The organism is Paenibacillus kobensis NBRC 15729 (genome assembly GCF_004000825.1).
GTDB lineage: Bacteria > Bacillota > Bacilli > Paenibacillales > Paenibacillaceae > Paenibacillus_T > Paenibacillus_T kobensis.
In genome coordinates, this window is the sequence record NZ_BILZ01000001.1 from 345,255 (window position 1) to 362,747 (window position 17,493).

At 49.5% G+C, this 17,493-nt stretch carries 15 protein-coding genes; all 15 read right to left on the minus strand.

Going from position 1 to position 17,493, the window contains the following annotated elements:
• Window positions 1-4: 4 nt before the first annotated feature.
• Window positions 5-3,274: an NHL repeat-containing protein gene (locus PKO01S_RS01450; protein ID WP_127529493.1), complete on the minus strand. Its 3,270-nt coding sequence runs from the start codon at window positions 3,272-3,274 to the stop codon at window positions 5-7.
• Between the two features lie 185 nt (window positions 3,275-3,459).
• On the minus strand, window positions 3,460-3,756 hold the full coding sequence (locus PKO01S_RS01455; protein WP_281278821.1) for a DUF952 domain-containing protein: 297 nt from the start codon (window positions 3,754-3,756) through the stop codon (window positions 3,460-3,462).
• Complete coding sequence (locus PKO01S_RS01460) at window positions 3,753-4,235, minus strand: GNAT family N-acetyltransferase (RefSeq protein WP_218031442.1); 483 nt, start codon at window positions 4,233-4,235, stop codon at window positions 3,753-3,755. The genes PKO01S_RS01455 and PKO01S_RS01460 overlap by 4 nt, the downstream gene beginning before the upstream one ends.
• On the minus strand, window positions 4,232-4,741 hold the full coding sequence (locus tag PKO01S_RS01465; protein ID WP_127529494.1) for a P-loop NTPase family protein: 510 nt from the start codon (window positions 4,739-4,741) through the stop codon (window positions 4,232-4,234). The genes PKO01S_RS01460 and PKO01S_RS01465 overlap by 4 nt, the downstream gene beginning before the upstream one ends.
• Before the next feature lie 181 nt (window positions 4,742-4,922).
• Window positions 4,923-6,041 (minus strand): Ger(x)C family spore germination C-terminal domain-containing protein, encoded by a 1,119-nt coding sequence (locus PKO01S_RS01470; RefSeq protein WP_127529495.1) that lies wholly within the window; start codon window positions 6,039-6,041, stop codon window positions 4,923-4,925.
• Complete coding sequence (locus PKO01S_RS01475; RefSeq protein WP_127529496.1) at window positions 6,038-7,138, minus strand: GerAB/ArcD/ProY family transporter; 1,101 nt, start codon at window positions 7,136-7,138, stop codon at window positions 6,038-6,040. Before PKO01S_RS01475 ends, PKO01S_RS01470 begins: the two co-directional genes overlap by 4 nt.
• A 45-nt stretch (window positions 7,139-7,183) precedes the next feature.
• A complete protein-coding gene (locus PKO01S_RS01480) occupies window positions 7,184-8,578 on the minus strand; it encodes a spore germination protein (RefSeq protein WP_127529497.1) in 1,395 nt (464 codons plus the stop codon).
• A gap of 136 nt (window positions 8,579-8,714) precedes the next feature.
• Window positions 8,715-10,226, minus strand: coding sequence for a malate:quinone oxidoreductase (locus PKO01S_RS01485; RefSeq protein ID WP_127529498.1), 1,512 nt, complete (start codon window positions 10,224-10,226; stop codon window positions 8,715-8,717).
• A 427-nt stretch (window positions 10,227-10,653) separates the two neighbouring features.
• Window positions 10,654-11,616, minus strand: a complete 963-nt coding sequence (locus PKO01S_RS01490; RefSeq protein WP_127529499.1) for an acetylxylan esterase — start codon at window positions 11,614-11,616, stop codon at window positions 10,654-10,656.
• A 100-nt stretch (window positions 11,617-11,716) separates the two neighbouring features.
• Window positions 11,717-12,229, minus strand: coding sequence for a metallophosphoesterase (locus PKO01S_RS01495; protein WP_127529500.1), 513 nt, complete (start codon window positions 12,227-12,229; stop codon window positions 11,717-11,719).
• 109 nt (window positions 12,230-12,338) lie between these two features.
• A complete protein-coding gene (bacA, locus tag PKO01S_RS01500; RefSeq protein ID WP_127529501.1) occupies window positions 12,339-13,151 on the minus strand; it encodes an undecaprenyl-diphosphate phosphatase in 813 nt (270 codons plus the stop codon).
• A 371-nt stretch (window positions 13,152-13,522) separates the two neighbouring features.
• Window positions 13,523-14,200, minus strand: coding sequence for a hypothetical protein (locus tag PKO01S_RS01505; protein ID WP_246070400.1), 678 nt, complete (start codon window positions 14,198-14,200; stop codon window positions 13,523-13,525).
• Between the two features lie 219 nt (window positions 14,201-14,419).
• On the minus strand, window positions 14,420-15,613 hold the full coding sequence (locus tag PKO01S_RS01510) for a GTP-binding protein (RefSeq protein ID WP_246070401.1): 1,194 nt from the start codon (window positions 15,611-15,613) through the stop codon (window positions 14,420-14,422).
• Window positions 15,614-15,878: 265 nt separating this feature from the next.
• Window positions 15,879-16,787 carry a sensor histidine kinase gene (locus PKO01S_RS01515; RefSeq protein ID WP_127529504.1) on the minus strand — a complete coding sequence of 303 codons (909 nt, stop codon included), beginning with the start codon at window positions 16,785-16,787 and terminating at the stop codon, window positions 15,879-15,881.
• A gap of 10 nt (window positions 16,788-16,797) precedes the next feature.
• Window positions 16,798-17,481, minus strand: coding sequence for a response regulator transcription factor (locus tag PKO01S_RS01520; protein WP_127529505.1), 684 nt, complete (start codon window positions 17,479-17,481; stop codon window positions 16,798-16,800).
• Window positions 17,482-17,493 lie beyond the last annotated feature (12 nt).

Here is a 17,493-nt window from a genome sequence, read left to right on the forward strand (position 1 = left end):
CTCCTTATGACTTGCTCGGCGCAGGCGGAATCCATAGACTGACCGACGGCTCTGGTCGTCCGCTTGGAGCATAGATCGTTTCGTAATTCAGCGTATAAATATTGCGGATCAGATCGACCGTAATTTTGGATGCGGCGATCCCTTTCGTCCGGACAAGGAAAGATCCGTCCGGCGTATAGATATCCAGATGATAGTTGTCCGGATTGTCCCCGCCGCCTGTATAAGACAACACATAGATATATCCCTTCGCTTCAACCGCAAGATCGAGGTAATTCGTCTTGCCGGATTCATCGACGAGCGGGAACCAAGAGCGTTCTTTGCTCTCTTGGCCGAAGCTTTTCACAGGATTGCCGTGAATATCGAACGATTGGACCCGATTGTTGATGCTTTCCAATATGAGAATGCGTCCGTCAAGAGCGCAGCCTATTCCGCAAGGTCCGTTAATGAGACCATCACGGATCCCCTCTCCGGAAGCCGGTACGGCAAAAGTAGCTTGCTCGTCACTCGAAGGCGTCTTCGGAAGCTGAAGAATCTCGAGCTTGTTTATCGTATAATTGATGCCTATCACATAACCTTGCGGATGAACAACGAACCGGTCAATCGGACTGATAAACCGTCCCCAGCTTTGGTTGCCGTCCGCCTGCGGCAGCTGATCGTGCTTCAATACCAACTTGCGGAGATGGAATCCGCCCCGGCGGTTTGCCTCTTTATCATAAGTCCCGTTCGAGGAATCGATGTAGAAATTGCGGCCGCTCGCGTCTTCTGCACTAGCGGCATCATATACGATTCCACTCGGCTGTCTATACCCGACTTCTGGATGCCAATGCGAACGAGACGGCTCTTGGAGCGAGGATATATTTTGAACCGTATACATCGTTTGATCCGATATCGGCGCGCCGGGACGGTCGGCCGGCAGATGCAATCCGGTTGCCTTCCAGCTGTAACCGATCATCGCAGGACGCTGAGCCGTCGTAATATGTCCATTCATAACGTCAATTGCATGCTCTGGATCGACCGAGTTGTTCTTGATCGTCTGCTTCGGCGCCGAAGCCGTCGCTTCCCATGCCGGTTTGCCATCGCGGTAAACGATCTTCTGCTTATGCTCGTAGACGGAGTCGATCGTCAACGGTACCGTATAGGTTTTGATCTGGATTCCTGTCGTAAGCAGCGGCCCGTTCGTTCCCTCCGCTTTCATCCATTCGCTCTCGCCTTGACCGGCGAGCCACCCGTTCTTCGCATAGAAGAACACAAAGATTTTCAAATTGCCGGCAGCAGGAACATCTTTGAACGTGACCGAGAACGGATCGCTGCGCGTAGGCCCCGACAGGTCATAATCATGATCGACAGCAGGCGCGTTGACGTTCGTATCGTATACGACGGCAATCCGGTAACTCGTTGCAAGGTCCGGAAACTTATGTGTCGACGGGTCGGGCTTCAAGTTTATTTTCAAATCAATCGTACGGGTGAAGTCCGTCTTGTAGATGCTTTGTGTCGATAAGCAAGCAACCGTCGTCTCGAGAAGCTGTGCACCTGTCGTAATTACGCTGAAAACTTGCATCGCGACATCGGCTCCCGGCAGTACACGCCCGAGTAACTTTCCGAGTGCGCTTTCGCCCATTTTCTCCAGAAGGTAAGGCCCCAGCTTCGTTATCAGCAGCTTCGGCAGCACCATTCCAATCCATGGCGCCACCGCATTAATGATATTGCGGTCATGTGCAAGGTCATACAGAATTTTGCCCGTGGCGATCATCATCCCGATGATGATAATGTCCTTCAGCGTATCCTTGTCCTTCATGATCTCTTTCACGATCTTGTTCGTGACAGAAGATGAGCCAATGATGAGAATCGCGATCGGCACAATGATATCCACAATGACCGTTAACAATGCGCCGACGAGCGCACACCGGACTTCCGGATCTTCTAGCACATCCGCAATATTAAAGCCTAATCCGCCCCACAAAATCCGGACTGTCGAGATATGATCATCGAGCAGCGGCAGAGAGAAATGCGTAGGATCAGGCATCAACATGCCGATTGGTATGCCGCAAACGGTCGTTACCGGTCCTACTGTCCCAATGAAACGGGTCTCCTTGCGGGGCTCGAACGTTTCGAAAAATTTCTCCGGCAGAATGCTGCGGAGCGTCGAATCCAACACTTGATCCCACTGCTCATCGGTCAGATTAATTCGTTCGCCGTTCGGATTAAGAAATTCAACGTACGCAGACAAATGGCGGGCAAGTCGATTATAACCCGTCACGTTCAACACTTTATTGTCTTTGATGTCGGTCATGATGGGATCGCCGACCGAGATGCCCCATGATGTTTTAGCTCCTTTCACGCCCCAGCGAACGGAATCGTCCTTCACGGCTCCTGCTTGCAGCGGCGTATGATCAGCACGGCTGACATGCTCCGCTTCCGCACCATAGCTATCCGAGGTTACACCGTAATGAGACTCCCACATTTGCCCTTCCAGCTGCTTCGCATCCTGCGCTTTATTAAGCGCCCAGCTCAGAGGGCCGCTGATTGCCGCTTGGACAGACGGATGCAGCTTGCGGGAGTACAGCAGCTTACTGTCGTCGTCCGGATCTTTATATGGCTCGCCGTTCTCATCCAGGACCGTCTGCCATTCCGACCACTTGTCCTTCAATTGATAAATCGCTAGAGCAAGATCCTGTATGTACGGGTTCTGATTCAATAGATGTTCGTGGACCCAAGCCGGATATTCCGAACTGCCGTCCAGATGCAGCAAGCCTGGGTGCTGAAATAACAACGCGATTGCCGTTTCGCGCGCTTCTTTGAAGGTGAACGCTTGCACGAGCAACGATGATGGATGCTGCGGCTCGTTTATCCCCGCAAGCAATGCTGAATCAACGCCGTAGTGCTCCAGCTTCGGATGAGCGAACCCGTTCGCAGCCTGATTGGCTGCAGCGGACTGCATCTTTTGAAAGCTTACATCCGGAATATGAACGGACATCGCAACCGGCAGATCGAGCAGTTGTCCGTCGACTTGAACTTTTTGGGTGACGGTCATTAATCCGACCAGATCGGACGGCAGCTCTAGTTCGTCGGCATAGTGAGTAAGACGGTCTTCCGGAATGAAGCGATAGAATGGACGATTGGATCTCGTCTTCATGATCGAGTCTTCATTATGACGCTTAAGCGGGTAGTCGCGGAGTCCGATCTGGAGAGTGTACTCCCCTTCCGCATCGACATGCTGTAGATCAAAATGAAAATCGTGCTTTACTAAAGGCACTGCTTGTTCGTGCTTCGACATGATGAGAACCTATCCTTTCTGCTGCAAAATTCGACCACAAAATGGCAGGGTCATAGGCCTATTTTACCATATAAAACTATTATTTACCTTTCTGCGTTTCGGTAGAACTAGTATTCTCATAAAAAAAAGAGACTGCCCGAAAAAGTCATTTTCTAATCGACTTATGGGGCAACTTCTCATTCGTTTCACTCAACTTGATGAATATGGCGGATTGAATTCAGGTTTAATGCCCCATAAATATGCGGAAACAATTGATTCAATCCATATAAGTCTTCATAAATAACCTGCGGTTCAACCAAATCTTCATCGATCTCCAGCAGCAGATTGTTCCCTGCATTGGACAACCGTTTCGCCATTCCGTCTAGTTGATCCGACGTGCAGCAGTGAATGAACCCGTCCGTCTCAAGACTATGCGGAGTGTAAAGACTATCCAATTGGGCCTTACTCCACTCTTCTATGGTTATAAAATGAAAAATAGTCACTCGTCCACCTCATTGTTCGAAGCCAATCTTTTCCCAAAGCATACCGACTCTTCGTTGCCCGCATACTTGCCGTAATTCGCAATTCGGTGGTATCCCCTATTCTCGTAGAACGATACCGCTCTCTGATTAATGAGTCGTGTCTCCAGCCACAGCTCGGAATAGTCGAGAAGAGCAGCGTGCTGTTCCAGATAAGATAATACGGCACTTCCTACCCCCGCCCCCTTCGACCCGGCGTACATTCTCTTTACTTCTGCGACACGGTCATTGATCGGCCGTATTGCCCCGCAGCCAATCGCCTCTCCGGATTGATCTCGCGCAAGGACGAATAAGGAACGAGGGACGGAGACATCCTGCACGTCGAAGGAGTTGCGTCCGCTGTCGCCGGTTATGGATTGCAGTGTATCCGACAGTGCATTCATTAGTCGTGCCGCATCCGTGCTGTTTGGATCTTCAATTTGTACGATAATCGAGTTTTTCAAGAAAAGCTCCTCCTATTCTGGATAATATCTAGATCATTCGAGTCCGTTAATCGAACAACTTTCGGCTCGAACCGCTGCAGCTTCGCCTCGAACCGATCCCGATTACGTTCGAAATCCTGCGTCCATCTATACATCATCTTCAGCATGGAATAATCCGGTTTATAGTGGCACTTCTCCAGCCCAAGCTTTTGCTTCAGAAACCGTGTGAAGATTCTTATTCTTCGCTTCAGCAATGGCGTATCCAAGAAAATGATCGTATCTGCCATCTCGTATAAACACTGATAGGAGTCCCGATCCGTACCCTCCATAATCCATTCTCCGATTTGATCGATAGCTTGAATGACTTCCATTTGTTCTGCCGGTGTACGCTTATAGCGTCTTGCAGCAGTCTGCTGGTGGACAATGGCATCGAGCTCATACCACGGGATATGCAGGTCGCCCGCCAGCTTCTTAGCCAACGTTGTCTTGCCGCTAGCTACAATTCCAATAATAAGGATCTTGTTCATCCTATGTCGGCTCCTTTCGCCTCTTATGCCTCTACACCTACTCAATAAGAATAAACTATTCTAGAAAAATGTTGTAATTCCTTGTCGACAAGAACGAATGATCCTTCGATATAACTAATAAGCAAAAAAGCTCGTCCATCTGATGGACGAGCCTTTCGAGTCATTACTTTCCATCGGTTATTCACTCCGATGCGTTAAGAATTTGAATATCGAATTTCGGTTCGATTTGCAGCTGTGGATAGTCTTCGCGCCAATTCATCGTTTTCCACCGTTTCGGATGAAAAGCCTGTATATGCAAGCCGATTCCAAGCACGTCAGAATTAGCAGCTTGCAATTCCTTGATTGTCCCCATCGCTAATTGCTCCAAATACTTCTTCAATACCAGCTCCATCTGATTGACCGCAGCAGGCTTGAACGATTGCAGCTTGTGGTCTAGATCAAAAATATCGATCTTCATATTAACGTTAACGGCAGCAGTCGGCAGCCCTTTCGATTGAGAGCTGATGCGGATCGTCGAAGACCCTCTCCTGACCGAGAAAGCGAAAATGTGATCTTGTGTATGACCAGCAAACGGTCTCCTAACCCCGTCTCCGAATTTAGCCGAAATTTTCTGCCTTCCGTTCGAACTGCCTAACAACATCTTCAAGACACGGACTTGCTCACTGCTTAGCTTCTTCTTCGAACTCTGGCCACGGCTGAATAATAAGGCACCTTCAAGAGCTACTCCGCCATTGGATCGCTTAATAACGGGCAAGGCGAAGTCCTCCAACGGCTCTTTGCTGGATAATAAAAAATGCATCATCGACACATTGGGCATGATGCCGTTAGACTCCAACATCGTAATAAAATTACTGAGCTTTTCCGTCAAACCTCTGCTAGGTCTATCCAACAACTCTGATATAGAACCATCAAGAATGACAACCGGTGCGTTAATTGATGTATAGGGAGAATGGAGCAAGAAGCCCAGCTCCTCAATCGGATTTTTAGATGCGAAACGCTCGCTTAATACAAAGGCTCTCGTATTGATCCGAATGAATGGCCCCTTATCGGAAAACTCGCCTTGACCGCCTGCTTCCACAAGGCTTGGCCCCTTCAATTCCGTCGTTTCCGATCGCGGATCCCCTTCTCCTTGTCCAGGTTTATGCAGGACGGTTACGACCTGATCCAGAACGACCTCGCCGCTTTTCTCGTCCAGATCCAACCCAACCACGTCCACCATGTGCAGATCCCTCAGAGGCAGTTGATCCCAACAGCCGGTTAGGCACATGAGAACGCATAGGATGAAAACGGTTTTTCTCATCCGAATCCCGCCCTTCTGCCCCTTGCCAGTGAGATGAGTAGCAGCATTGCGGGCAGGACGGCAACAATCAGTATCGACGCCGTATTGTGGTAAGCTGAAAACTGCAGAATCCGCTGCCGGTCTGCCCCCCATATTGCGGCCGCAAAGCATAGGATGGCCAATATCCATACGAGAAACGAATGGTTGCGTATTTCTTGTATATGGACGAACGCGAGGTAACGAGCTGATAAGAACAAGTAGACATATACCGTCACGGTTGTTACCGAAAGCCAGACCGTTATGAATACAATGTCTAGATTTTGCAAGACGGGCCAATGGAATTGACGAAGGATAAAAATCATGGGTTCAGGGATGGCTTTAAGCTGGTTCTCGCTGAAGCTAAACGTCACAATAATTGAAATCAAGACGTAGAACAGCGTTGTGAAGCCGTTCGCGGCAGACATGATGAACAATATGGATCTCTTGTTCTTTCTCTTTACGTACGGGAAGACATAAAGCAGAAGCTCATACCCTGCATACGCCCAGAACGCTGGAAGAGAATCCTTCATTATAGCACCGAATCCATGCGAACCGATCGGAAAGATGTGAAGGATTTCTCCCTTACCCAACCCGCTAATGAATATGATCACAAAGCAAAAAAGGAACATGACCATGACGATCTGCGTCACAGCAGCTATGGATCGAAGCGTAGAGGAAGCAACGTATCCCGCTATTGCAGTCAGCAATCCGACTTGTACGATCCACGGGGTCGCATAGAGCACCCATCGATTAATAACATCTGCATACGAAACGACCACCAACAGACTAGATTCTAAGCAATACACAGCAATGATCAGGTTGAGCACGATGCCGATCGGTTTTCCTACAAGCGAGATAATGTATTGCGGCATCGGGAGATGCGGATGTCTGGTACCCAACCAGTAAATGATCATAATGACGAGTTGAGCGATCACCCCACCGACGAGTACCGACATCCAGGCATCATGACCGGAATGGCGGGATTCTTCAGAAGGTATCGTCAGTATGTGAACGCCGACCTGCGTTAATATAACGAGACAGAACAACTGTACCATTGATATTTTATTCAAATGGATCATTTCGTTCGTCCCCCCATAAACTCATGATTTTGTCTTACAGCACCATTACCGGCGTAGTTTCCGACGTTTGGTTAACATTTTAATCGGGCCCCTTACTAACGTATCCAGCACGGTCTCGCCGTTTACACCCGAGAAGAAGTACGGGATACCCATCGTGTGTATTCGGGCTAGATGTGTGAAGAGCATTAGAAATGCAAGTTCCAATCCAATCAGACCGAAAGTCGCTGACAGCGTGATGAACGGATAAGTTAGGTACCTCGCCGCGGAGCTCATTTCGTAAGAAGGGATCAGGAACGAAGCGACAGCCGTGAAAGCGACGACTATGAGCATCATATTGGAAACAAGATTCGATTGAACAACGACCGTACCGATGACGATACCGCCTACGACACCGATCGTCTGTCCGATTGGGTTCGGCAGCCGAATTGTTGCTTCTCTTAAGATTTCAAGCGTAATGAGCATCACGACAGCTTCAATAATCGGAGTCATCGCAATATATTGCATCGAGCTTTGCAGCGTTAATGCAATATCGAATGGGATGATTCTCGGGTCGAATGTAACGAGCGCTACATATGCAGCCGGCATACTGATTGCCAGCATAAAACAGACGATTCTTAACAATCGCATGGAACTGCCAATTAGCCAGCCCAGCTGATAGTCGTCGGCACTCTGGAAGAACGCCCAGAACGTGACAGGCACGATCAGACAATCCGGCGCCCCGTCCGCTAGTATGACTATTTTGCCGCTCATCAGATAGGCCTTAACTCGGTCCGGTCTTTCAGTGACAAGCATTCTCGGGAACAAAGAAAACTTCTTATCTTGAATCAACTCTTGAAGAAATCCAGGTGCTTCGACGAAATCAGTATCCACGCGGCCAATCCGCCGTTCGAATTCCGCAAGAACGTCGTTGTTTACTACCGAACGCAAGTAAATGACGGCGACATTCGTGTTGGATATCTTGCCGAGCTTGTACGTTCGAACGACGAGATCGGGTGTCGCCACCATCTTCCGCATAAGATTCAGATTCGTCTGCAAGTTTTCGATTAAAGCTTCATTCGAGCCGCGCAGCACGCGTTCATTGACAGGCAGATTCACGGACCGTTCTTTTTTCAGTTCTGTTCCAAGCACATACAAGGTCGAAGCGCCATCTAGTTGGACGACTGTCTTTCCTTCGACGATCGCCGTAATCGCCTCGTCTAGAATATCCGTCTCACAATAATCCAAAATCGATACGGCTTCACGAATTTGGGTCCATTGCAGGCTAAGCAGAGGCTGAAGAATATGATTCTGTACGGCTGACGTATCAATCATCGATTCCAAATAATAAAGGCATAGTTTGCGGCCGTTAACCGTTATAGAGCTCACTTTGAAATCGGAGCTCTCGGATAACCGTTCCCGCAGCATCTTCTCGTTCTGTTCCAGGGACGCGTGGGAATTCATTCGGATCGCTCCTCAGTCTTAAGCTGAATTTATAGCTATTTTCCCCATATAGAGGCAGGCTATTCCGAGTCAGTTACCCGTTTCCTTGCATAAAAAAAGGACTCGCATCTCTGCGAATCCTGTGTTAACTCTATTCTTAGTGGCTTGCTGGTTCTAACGCAACGCTGTCGGGCAGGCCGAGCGTGCGAGCCGAATTCGACATAATCTCCTGAATCAATTCAGGGTTCTGCGTCAGCTTCACGCCATAGGATGGAATCATTTCTTTGATCTTTGGTTCCCAAGCTTTCAGTTGCTGAGGGAAACACTTCTCAATCACTTCAAGCATAACGGAAACAGCTGTTGATGCACCAGGCGATGCGCCGAGCAATGCAGCGATCGAACCGTCTGCCGCACTGATAACTTCCGTACCGAACTGGAGTGTTCCTTTGCCGCCGGCTTCGGTGTCTTTAATAATCTGTACACGCTGGCCTGCTACGAGCAGATCCCAATCCTCGCTCTTCGCATTCGGGACGAATTCACGCAGTGCATTCATACGCTTTTCTTTGGATTGCATGACTTCCTTGATCAGGTAAGTCGTCAGCGGAACGTTCTTGACGCCTGCAGCCATCATCGTTAGCAGATTGTGCGGTTTTACCGACTTGACTAAATCGAACATCGAACCGAACTTCAGGAACTTCGGTGTGAAGCCGGCGAACGGTCCGAACAGAAGCGATTCCTTCTTGTCGATCATGCGGGTATCCAGATGCGGAACCGACATCGGAGGCGCACCCACAGGTGCTTTGCCGTATACTTTCGCATTGTGCTGCTTGACGACTTCCGGCTTTTGGCACACCATGAACAGACCGCTGACCGGGAAGCCGCCTACCCCTTTGCCTTCCTCGATGCCGGATTTCTGCAGCAAGTGCAGGCTTCCGCCGCCGCCGCCGATGAAGACGAACTTCGCTTTATGGCGCTCGACCGTACCGGTGCCAACATCGCGAATTTTCAGCTCCCAGGAGCCGTCGCCTGCCCGCTTGATATCATCTACGTTGCGGTTGAATTGAATGCCGACGTTCTTGCTCTTCAGATGATCGAACATCATGCGCGTCAAAGCGCCGAAGTTAACGTCCGTACCGGCGTCGCTCTTCGTTGCCGCAATCGGCTGATCGACGTTCCGGTCTTTCATCATGAGAGGAATCCACTCTTTCAGCTTGGCCGGATCATCGGAATACTCCATGCCTTGGAACAGCGGATTGCTCGAAAGTGCTTCGAACCGTTTCTTCAGAAACTTAACGTCCTTCTCGCCTTGCACGAAGCTCATATGCGGAACGGGTACGATAAAGTCCCGCGGATTACGAATCAGCTTGCTGTTCACAAGGTAAGACCAGAACTGCTTGGATACTTGGAACTCTTCGTTGACTTTAATCGCTTTGCTAATATCGATCGAGCCGTCCGACTTCTCCGTGGTATAGTTCAGTTCGCACAGCGAGGAGTGGCCCGTTCCTGCGTTATTCCATTCGTTAGAGCTCTCTTCACCTGCAATGGCACGCCGCTCGAATACTGTAATTTCCCACTCCGGGTTTAATTCCTTCAGCAGAGCACCGAGCGTTGCACTCATAATTCCGGCGCCAATTAAGATAACGTCTGTACTTGTTTGTCTGTTGCTCATGATTACCTTCCTTACACGCTATTATTTGAAGAAAAGGTGCTGGCGCTCCATTAGGCTTCATCCAAGCCATCGGGCGGCCATACACCAATCTAGATGGAATGATTGATTACTAAACCTGATTAATTAATATCTATTATATGATAGTTTAAACCTTGACGACAAGAATTGCGGACGGATTTATGTTTAGCTTTTACTTGCAGGCCCTAACATAAACAAGACGGCGCATGACTTGTCCGGCATGAAGCTTGCATTGCATTGTTGATGATACTCCCAGTTTTATTATTTGTAAAACGAATCTTTTGTATAGGCTTGATTAGAACTTTTAATCGATTTGGAATTGACAATCCTTTTCAGCCCGCCAGAAGACCGAAAATAACCAAATAAAAAAGCCGCATAACGCGGCTTCGGATCTATGATAAATGACTGGTTAGAACCATTGAGGACATTGGTTGGCCAAATAACGCAATTTCACTTCCGTCTGCTTAGCTCCCCCTCCCTCATGCCCGTTGAACGGATAAATGACCATTTCCTTGTCGCTCGTGATGCGGTTATAGGTGGCAAAATACATCTGGGCCGGACACGTCTCGTCCTTCAACGCTACAGAGGCGAGTACGGGGCAAGTAATCCGATCAGCCAGATTCATCGTATCAAAATAACTTAAGTTATCCATCACCAGATCGGTCTGCTCCGGATGACGCTTCAAATATTCCGTCACTGCGCCGAATGCGCCGTGGCTGCCCTCGATCCGGCACACCAAATTGCTGTTGCTTGGCACATCGACCATGACAAGCTTCGGACGGTCGTCCAGCGCTGCGACCGCCATGCCAATCGCGCCCCCTTGGCTTCCGCCTTCAATGATGATTTGATCGGGGTTGATCTCCGGTTGCGCGCAAGCGAAATCGATCGCTTTCAAGCAGTCCATATAGACATAGCGGTAATAGTACTCCCACTTGTTATGTACGCCTTTGCTCGCCACATTCGCAAGAAACCCGTGCGAATAAGCCGCACTGTTGCCGGTTGCCCCGCCTTGATCCCGGCAGTCGACCGATAGTACGGCCATGCCCATCATCGCCCACTGCATCAACTCGGACGGCTCTCCCCGGCTCGCTGTAAATCCGTGGTAATGAATCAGGCACGGATAGGTTGTCTGGTCTGCAAATGCGGGAACGATCAGCCATCCCCGAATCCTCGTCTCGTCCATCCCGTTATACGAAATATCGTAGACGCGAACATGCTTGCTCGGATAATCGATTAGCGTCCGCTCCGGCAGCAGAGGAACGTCTTGCGCCTGCTGCAGCGTCGCCGCCCAGAAGGCGTCGAAATCATCTTGCCGCGTCAACGGCGGCAAGTACTGGTACAAGTCTTTGGTTACCTGATCGATATATCCCATGAGAACACCCTTTCGCAGCAGCCATTTGGTAATGGAGTTGCCACTCCACTATTTCAAAAGAGCTGTTCCTTCCGTTTATTACCAAATATTGCACGCCGTCTCAAGCCTGTTCCTCGCTCGGTACGACAGCATCGCGGATCTGCTCGAACGTAAGCGGCGTATAATCCCAATGCTCGACGCTGACATTGAAGTAGTTGATCCCTTCATACTTCTGCGAATGAATGTGCCCATGTACATTTACGTAAGGCATATGCTTGTTCATATACATCGGTTCATGCGACAGGAAGAAGAAATCCTTGTAGATGATCGGATGCTCGCTCACTTCGTCGAAGCCGGCATCCAGCCACCACGTACGCGACCGCCCACGGTCATGGTTGCCTAGTATGAGATGCTTATATCCGTTCAACCGGGATACGATCGCTGTTGTCTTTTCTTTATTGAGGAAAGAGAAATCGCCCAAATGAAACACTTTGTCCTTCTTGCCGACGACGGCGTTCCACTTCTCAATCATCACTTCGTTCATCTCGTCGGCGTTGGCGAACGGCCGCGATTCGAAATCGATGATATGCTTGTGGCCAAAATGATGGTCTGATATAAAAAATACGTTCTGCAAAGTTCCCACTCCCTTACCCGAAGCAAATAGCCAATCCTGTACATTAGCGTACTCGAATTGTCTATTATTGTCTATTCCGCGTTCGGCGCAGGCTTATGCTTCCCCCTTCTTACAGAAGGAAGATCCAGAACAACACCGCGAGGAAGAACCGGTAGACTGCAAACGGGATGAGCCGTACACGCTCGATCAACTTCAAGAAAAACTTAATGGCGAACAACGCAGTAATAAACGATGTGACAAAGCCGGTAATGAACAAAGGAAGATCATCCGATGTCAAAGAGCTCCAGCTTTCATACAGATCTTTGCCCGAAGCGCCTACCATAATCGGAACGGCCATGATGAACGTAAACTCGGCCGCCGTTTTATGATTCATGCCGCTGAGAAGACCGCCCGATAAAGTCGCGCCGGAAAGCGAGAATCCCGGGAAGAGCGCCAGCATCTGGAACAGACCGATAATGAAAGCCTGCTTGTAAGTAATCTGGTCGATCGTTTCGGTTGCAGGCTTCTTCCATTTCAGCTTCTCGGCCAATATCATAAGCAGGCCGCCCAGAATCAAGGTGATCACGACGGTCCGTGCACTGAACAGCTCGTGCTTGATGGTATCATAGAACAACATACCGCCGACTCCGAACGGAACCATTCCAATGATGATATGGATGAGGTTCATTTGGCTCCCGCCGTTTGCTTGTGCACTTGCGGCGGTACTCTTTAGCCCGATAAGGCCAAGCATTTTTCTCCAGAACACGACGACGACAGCCAGGATCGACCCAAGCTGAACGATAATTTCGAACGTGCTGGCGCGCACCGTTCCCTCGAAACCGAGCAAATGTCCGACAAGAATCATATGTCCGGTCGAAGATACAGGCGCAAACTCTGTAAGTCCTTCCACGATGCCTAGTATTAGTCCGATTAAGATGTCCATAACCTTCTCCTTTGGTTTATTGTCCTTCCTATCACGATCCGATCGGATAATAAGCTTCGAATTGTTCCTTACAATATCGTAAGGTTACGCGTTTATCGAAACACAAAAACCCATAGCTTCGCTTGTAATACGAGGTCAATGCCTCAACCAGCTCGAACATGGTCATTGAGGGCAGTGGGAGTATAGTATTGGTGACGGGGTCGCTGCCCCAAAAAAGCTGACGTTCTCCCGGCTACCTCCATCATAGATCGGCCATAAAAAAAAGGCCGACCAGAAATCTCTGGCTGACCTAATAATACGAAAAGCATTTGCCGTAGACTTAATAAGTCTACGACAAATGCAGCATAAGATTGAATCTTGTATATCAAGTTTTAGATACTGATTCGTTCAGGAAAGCCAGCCCGGCTCCACAACCACAATGGCGTATGGACATCAATAGGCGCTAGCCCGCTGCCCTCAAGCGCTTGCTCCCAGGCAAGCGCGGCTTGTTCACGGTTCTCCGCCGATCCTTCCAATATACTCGCAGGACATAAGCCCAGACGGACCGTCGCTTGTAAAATATGCGTATCCGGCGCTATCGTAATAAGCTCACGAGATTTCCATTGTACTGCCGTATAAGACTCTAACACGTATAACCAATAGTTAAAAATTTTCGGTCCGGACAAGTACGGGAATTCCTTCTTCCGGCTTTGTTGAACAATCGTCTTCAATGGGGCTATATCATAATCAACAGATTGGAGAAGCCCCTGCACATTTGCCCCTGGCGATGAATTGACAATCCCGCTTGCGACGCTTTGCCAGATCTGAGGATGGCGATTGGGCTGCAGAGCGATCCGATGCGCTAGCAATGCTCCCCGCAGATCTTCTATGTCTCTGCCCCAAGCCTCACGAGGGTCAAATACCCAACGCAGTTGTTCTTCCTGATAGGTTCTTGCAACAGCCTCCCATAATGCATAGGAATTCCGCTGATAATTGAGCGCCATACCAAGTGTAATCACATTCATGAACTCGTGCTCAGGTACGATGCCCAGCAGTATATCTTCTGGCATTACTTCACCGCCCAGAAGCCCGTTTGCGTGCATATTCATTAACAACTTAACATCATTAATTAACTCAACTTGAGCCATTACGCACCTCGTTCGATTATCGTCAGCGAGCAGCAAACCGATGAAACTTTATCATCTATCCAAGATAGCTGCATTCACAAGAGTTCGTCAATCGAACGATGCTTTTTAGCTCATAGTTTCCCAAGTCGTCGTATATTCGTATCACACATTCGGCAGCCTATCCTCGAACTGGCGCCAATCGCTCTTCATCTCTTGATCTGTTAATAGACAGTGGTCAAGCGACTTCGAGATCTGATCCCGGTCCATATCGATCCCGATAAACACAACTTTGTTAACGCGGTCTCCGTGCGTATCGTCCCAATGCTTGATCTGCGCCGCCTCATCGGCAAGCAAAGCTTGCTGTTCCTCTTCCGGAAGAGCCGCTGCCCAGTAACCCGCTGGCCCGATCTGAATAGAAGGCCCCGCTTGGCTGAAATGCTGAGCTATATTGTTCCGGGTCGCAAGCCAGAGAATGCCTTTCGCGCGGACGATTTGCGCCGGCCATTCTTCCATCCAGTTCTTTAACCGCGACGGTTCAAAAGGACGGCATCGTTCATAGACGAACGATGCGATACCGTACTCCTCTGTCTCCGGCGTATGAGCTTCCTTCGCCATTTCCTGCATCCATCCAGCCGATGTGCTGGATCGCTCGAAGTCGAACAGCCCCGTGTTTAGTATATCCGCAGACGCGATTCGGCCCTGCTCGGCACGAATCATCCGGGCGCTCGGCTGAAGACTCCGAAGCACGTTTTCTAGCTTGGCCAATTCATCCTGACTCACCAAGTCGCACTTATTCAATACAAGCACGTCACAGAACTCAATCTGATCGATCAATAAGTCGACGACATCGCGCGCATCCTCTTCCCCCACAGCCTGGCTCCGGTCCAGCAGAGATTCACCCGAAGCGTAATCGTGCCAGAACCGGTAAGCATCAACGACCGTAACCATGCAATCCAGCCGGCAATATTGTGACAAATCGATCCCGGCTTCATCATCCCGGTAACTGAACGTCTGCGCGACGGGCAGCGGCTCGCCCACCCCGGTTGACTCGATCAAGATGTAATCGTATTTATCCTCTAAGGCCAATCTCTCCACTTCCTGAAGCAGATCGTCACGAAGCGTGCAGCAAATGCAGCCGTTCGACATTTCGACCAGCCGCTCGTTCGTTCGCGAAATACCGCCGCCTTCTCGAATCAACTCTGCATCGATGTTCACTTCGCTAAGATCGTTGACGATGACGGCCACTTTCAGACCGTCACGGTTATGTAGAACATGATTTAGAATCGTCGTTTTTCCAGCTCCGAGATAACCGCTTAATACGGTGACTGGCAGTTTCGTTCTTTTTTTAGTTTCCAATTCAACCATCTCCTTTAAGTGTAATCATTACGATTAGAGGTTACAACTTCAGATTATTGAGCAGAACTTTTCGGTAGACGCTTAATAAAAATGTTCATGCCTCTCTTTTAATCGTAATTATTACGATTAAAATCGATAATACTATCGAACGAAAAGGGATGTCAAGCGTCCCTGATCTTATCTTTTATACTTAACAACATTAAAAGCCACGAATTCGAGGCTTTTAATGTTGTTAAGTAATACATTTAATAAGGTTAATTATGCGTCATTCCCCGTCTTCTTTCGGAAGCATTGCCGTTACGAACAGCATGTCCCCCGCTCTCACTGCACCTATCGAACCGCCCATTCCGTTCATCAATTTGCGGGATATATAGAGGCCGAGCCCCATCCCCTGCCCTCCTCGGCTTGCATCAGACTTATGGAACCGGTCGAATAAAAGGTCGGCATCATCCGGCAGCGGAGCTGCGGTCTTGTTGCCGATCGTGACGGCATAGCAGCCACCGGATTCGGTGAATGAAACCGATATTGTTCCGTGCGCGTAACGCAGCAAATTTTGAATCAAATTATGGATCACCCGCTGCAAAGCGACCGGATCGGCAAGTACAACCGGAGGCGCGGCGGCATCCCGAATGTCCAGCTCGAGATTCCTCTTGCTGAACTCCTCGAAGAACCGCAGAAAACATTCGGCAACCGCATGTTCCAAATTTACGCTTTGAACCGCATACGAGGTCTCTTCGAGTTCGAGACGCGACAACTCGTAGAAGCTTTCCGTCAATTGCTGCAGCACATTGACGGAGTCCAGAATAACGCGGACATACTCCCGCTGTTTGTCTGGAGAAGGGTCCTTATTCAGCAGTTGAACATAACCCGCGAGCGACGTGAGCGGAGTGCGCAAATCATGCGAGATCCCGGATACCGACAACCGGATATTACGTTCCATCTCGCCGACACGCCGGAGTTTCTGCTCGTACCCGTCCACGAGGCGGTTCAATTCGAGAACAGCCTTGGATAGCGTACGGTTATTTTCTTCCAGGTAAAGTCTTTGACCGTAGCGCGCGTTCTCGCCGAGATCCCCGATCTGGACGGTCAACCGTTTCATCTCGCGTTTCAGCAGATAATAACGTACCGCGAACCATAGGCATAGAGCCGACAATACAACGATCCATCCGTACATGCTGCCGCTCCTATTCGACTAGCCGGAAGCCTACGCCCCAGATCGTCTTGATATGCTTATGAGGCGAAGCAGCATGCAATTTTGCACGCAAATTGCTTACATGGACATTGATCGTTTTCTCATCGCCCATAAACTCTTCGTTCCATATGCTCTCGTAAATGTTCATTCGGCTGAATACTTTTTGCGGATGGCGCAGCAGCAGCTCCAGGATGTCGAATTCTCGTTGGGTCAGCTGGATCGTAACACCGCCGACCGATACTTCACGCGTCTCCAGAATCATATGAATATCGAGAAATTCAAGTGCCGCAGCAGCCTCATGTTCGGCATAGACGGTATAGCGCCTCAGTTGTGCTGCCACTCGCGCTAACAGTTCGTCTATATCAAAGGGCTTCGTCATGTAATCATCTGCGCCCCGGGCAAGCAGCTCCAGCTTGCTGGCCTTCTCCATCTTCGCGGACAGCACAATGACCGGCATATGCTCTTTTTTGCGCAACTCGTCGAGTACGTCCTCGCCCGTTCTGCCCGGCAGCATCAGATCGAGTATGACACACTTCCACGATTGAGCCGGCAGCATCATGACTGCCTCGCTGCCCGAATAAGAGCTTTCCGGGCGGTATCCCGCTCCGGCGAGCGCTTCGCACAGCAAGCTATTGATTGACGGGTCGTCTTCGATGACTAGAATCGGTTCGTTCATCGGGGCTATCAA

What these genes read in the sequence shown, in the direction of transcription:
- PKO01S_RS01450 (WP_127529493.1), bottom strand. Translation starts at nt 3,274, where the DNA reads ATGTCGAAGCACGAACAAGCAGTGCCTTTAGTAAAGCACGATTTTCAT.
- PKO01S_RS01465 (WP_127529494.1), bottom strand. Translation starts at nt 4,741, where the DNA reads ATGAACAAGATCCTTATTATTGGAATTGTAGCTAGCGGCAAGACAACG.
- PKO01S_RS01470 (WP_127529495.1), bottom strand. Translation starts at nt 6,041, where the DNA reads ATGAGAAAAACCGTTTTCATCCTATGCGTTCTCATGTGCCTAACCGGC.
- PKO01S_RS01475 (WP_127529496.1), bottom strand. Translation starts at nt 7,138, where the DNA reads ATGATCCATTTGAATAAAATATCAATGGTACAGTTGTTCTGTCTCGTT.
- PKO01S_RS01480 (WP_127529497.1), bottom strand. Translation starts at nt 8,578, where the DNA reads ATGAATTCCCACGCGTCCCTGGAACAGAACGAGAAGATGCTGCGGGAA.
- PKO01S_RS01485 (WP_127529498.1), bottom strand. Translation starts at nt 10,226, where the DNA reads ATGAGCAACAGACAAACAAGTACAGACGTTATCTTAATTGGCGCCGGA.
- PKO01S_RS01490 (WP_127529499.1), bottom strand. Translation starts at nt 11,616, where the DNA reads ATGGGATATATCGATCAGGTAACCAAAGACTTGTACCAGTACTTGCCG.
- bacA (WP_127529501.1), bottom strand. Translation starts at nt 13,151, where the DNA reads ATGGACATCTTAATCGGACTAATACTAGGCATCGTGGAAGGACTTACA.
- PKO01S_RS01505 (WP_246070400.1), bottom strand. Translation starts at nt 14,200, where the DNA reads ATGCCAGAAGATATACTGCTGGGCATCGTACCTGAGCACGAGTTCATG.
- PKO01S_RS01515 (WP_127529504.1), bottom strand. Translation starts at nt 16,787, where the DNA reads ATGTACGGATGGATCGTTGTATTGTCGGCTCTATGCCTATGGTTCGCG.
- PKO01S_RS01520 (WP_127529505.1), bottom strand. Translation starts at nt 17,481, where the DNA reads ATGAACGAACCGATTCTAGTCATCGAAGACGACCCGTCAATCAATAGC.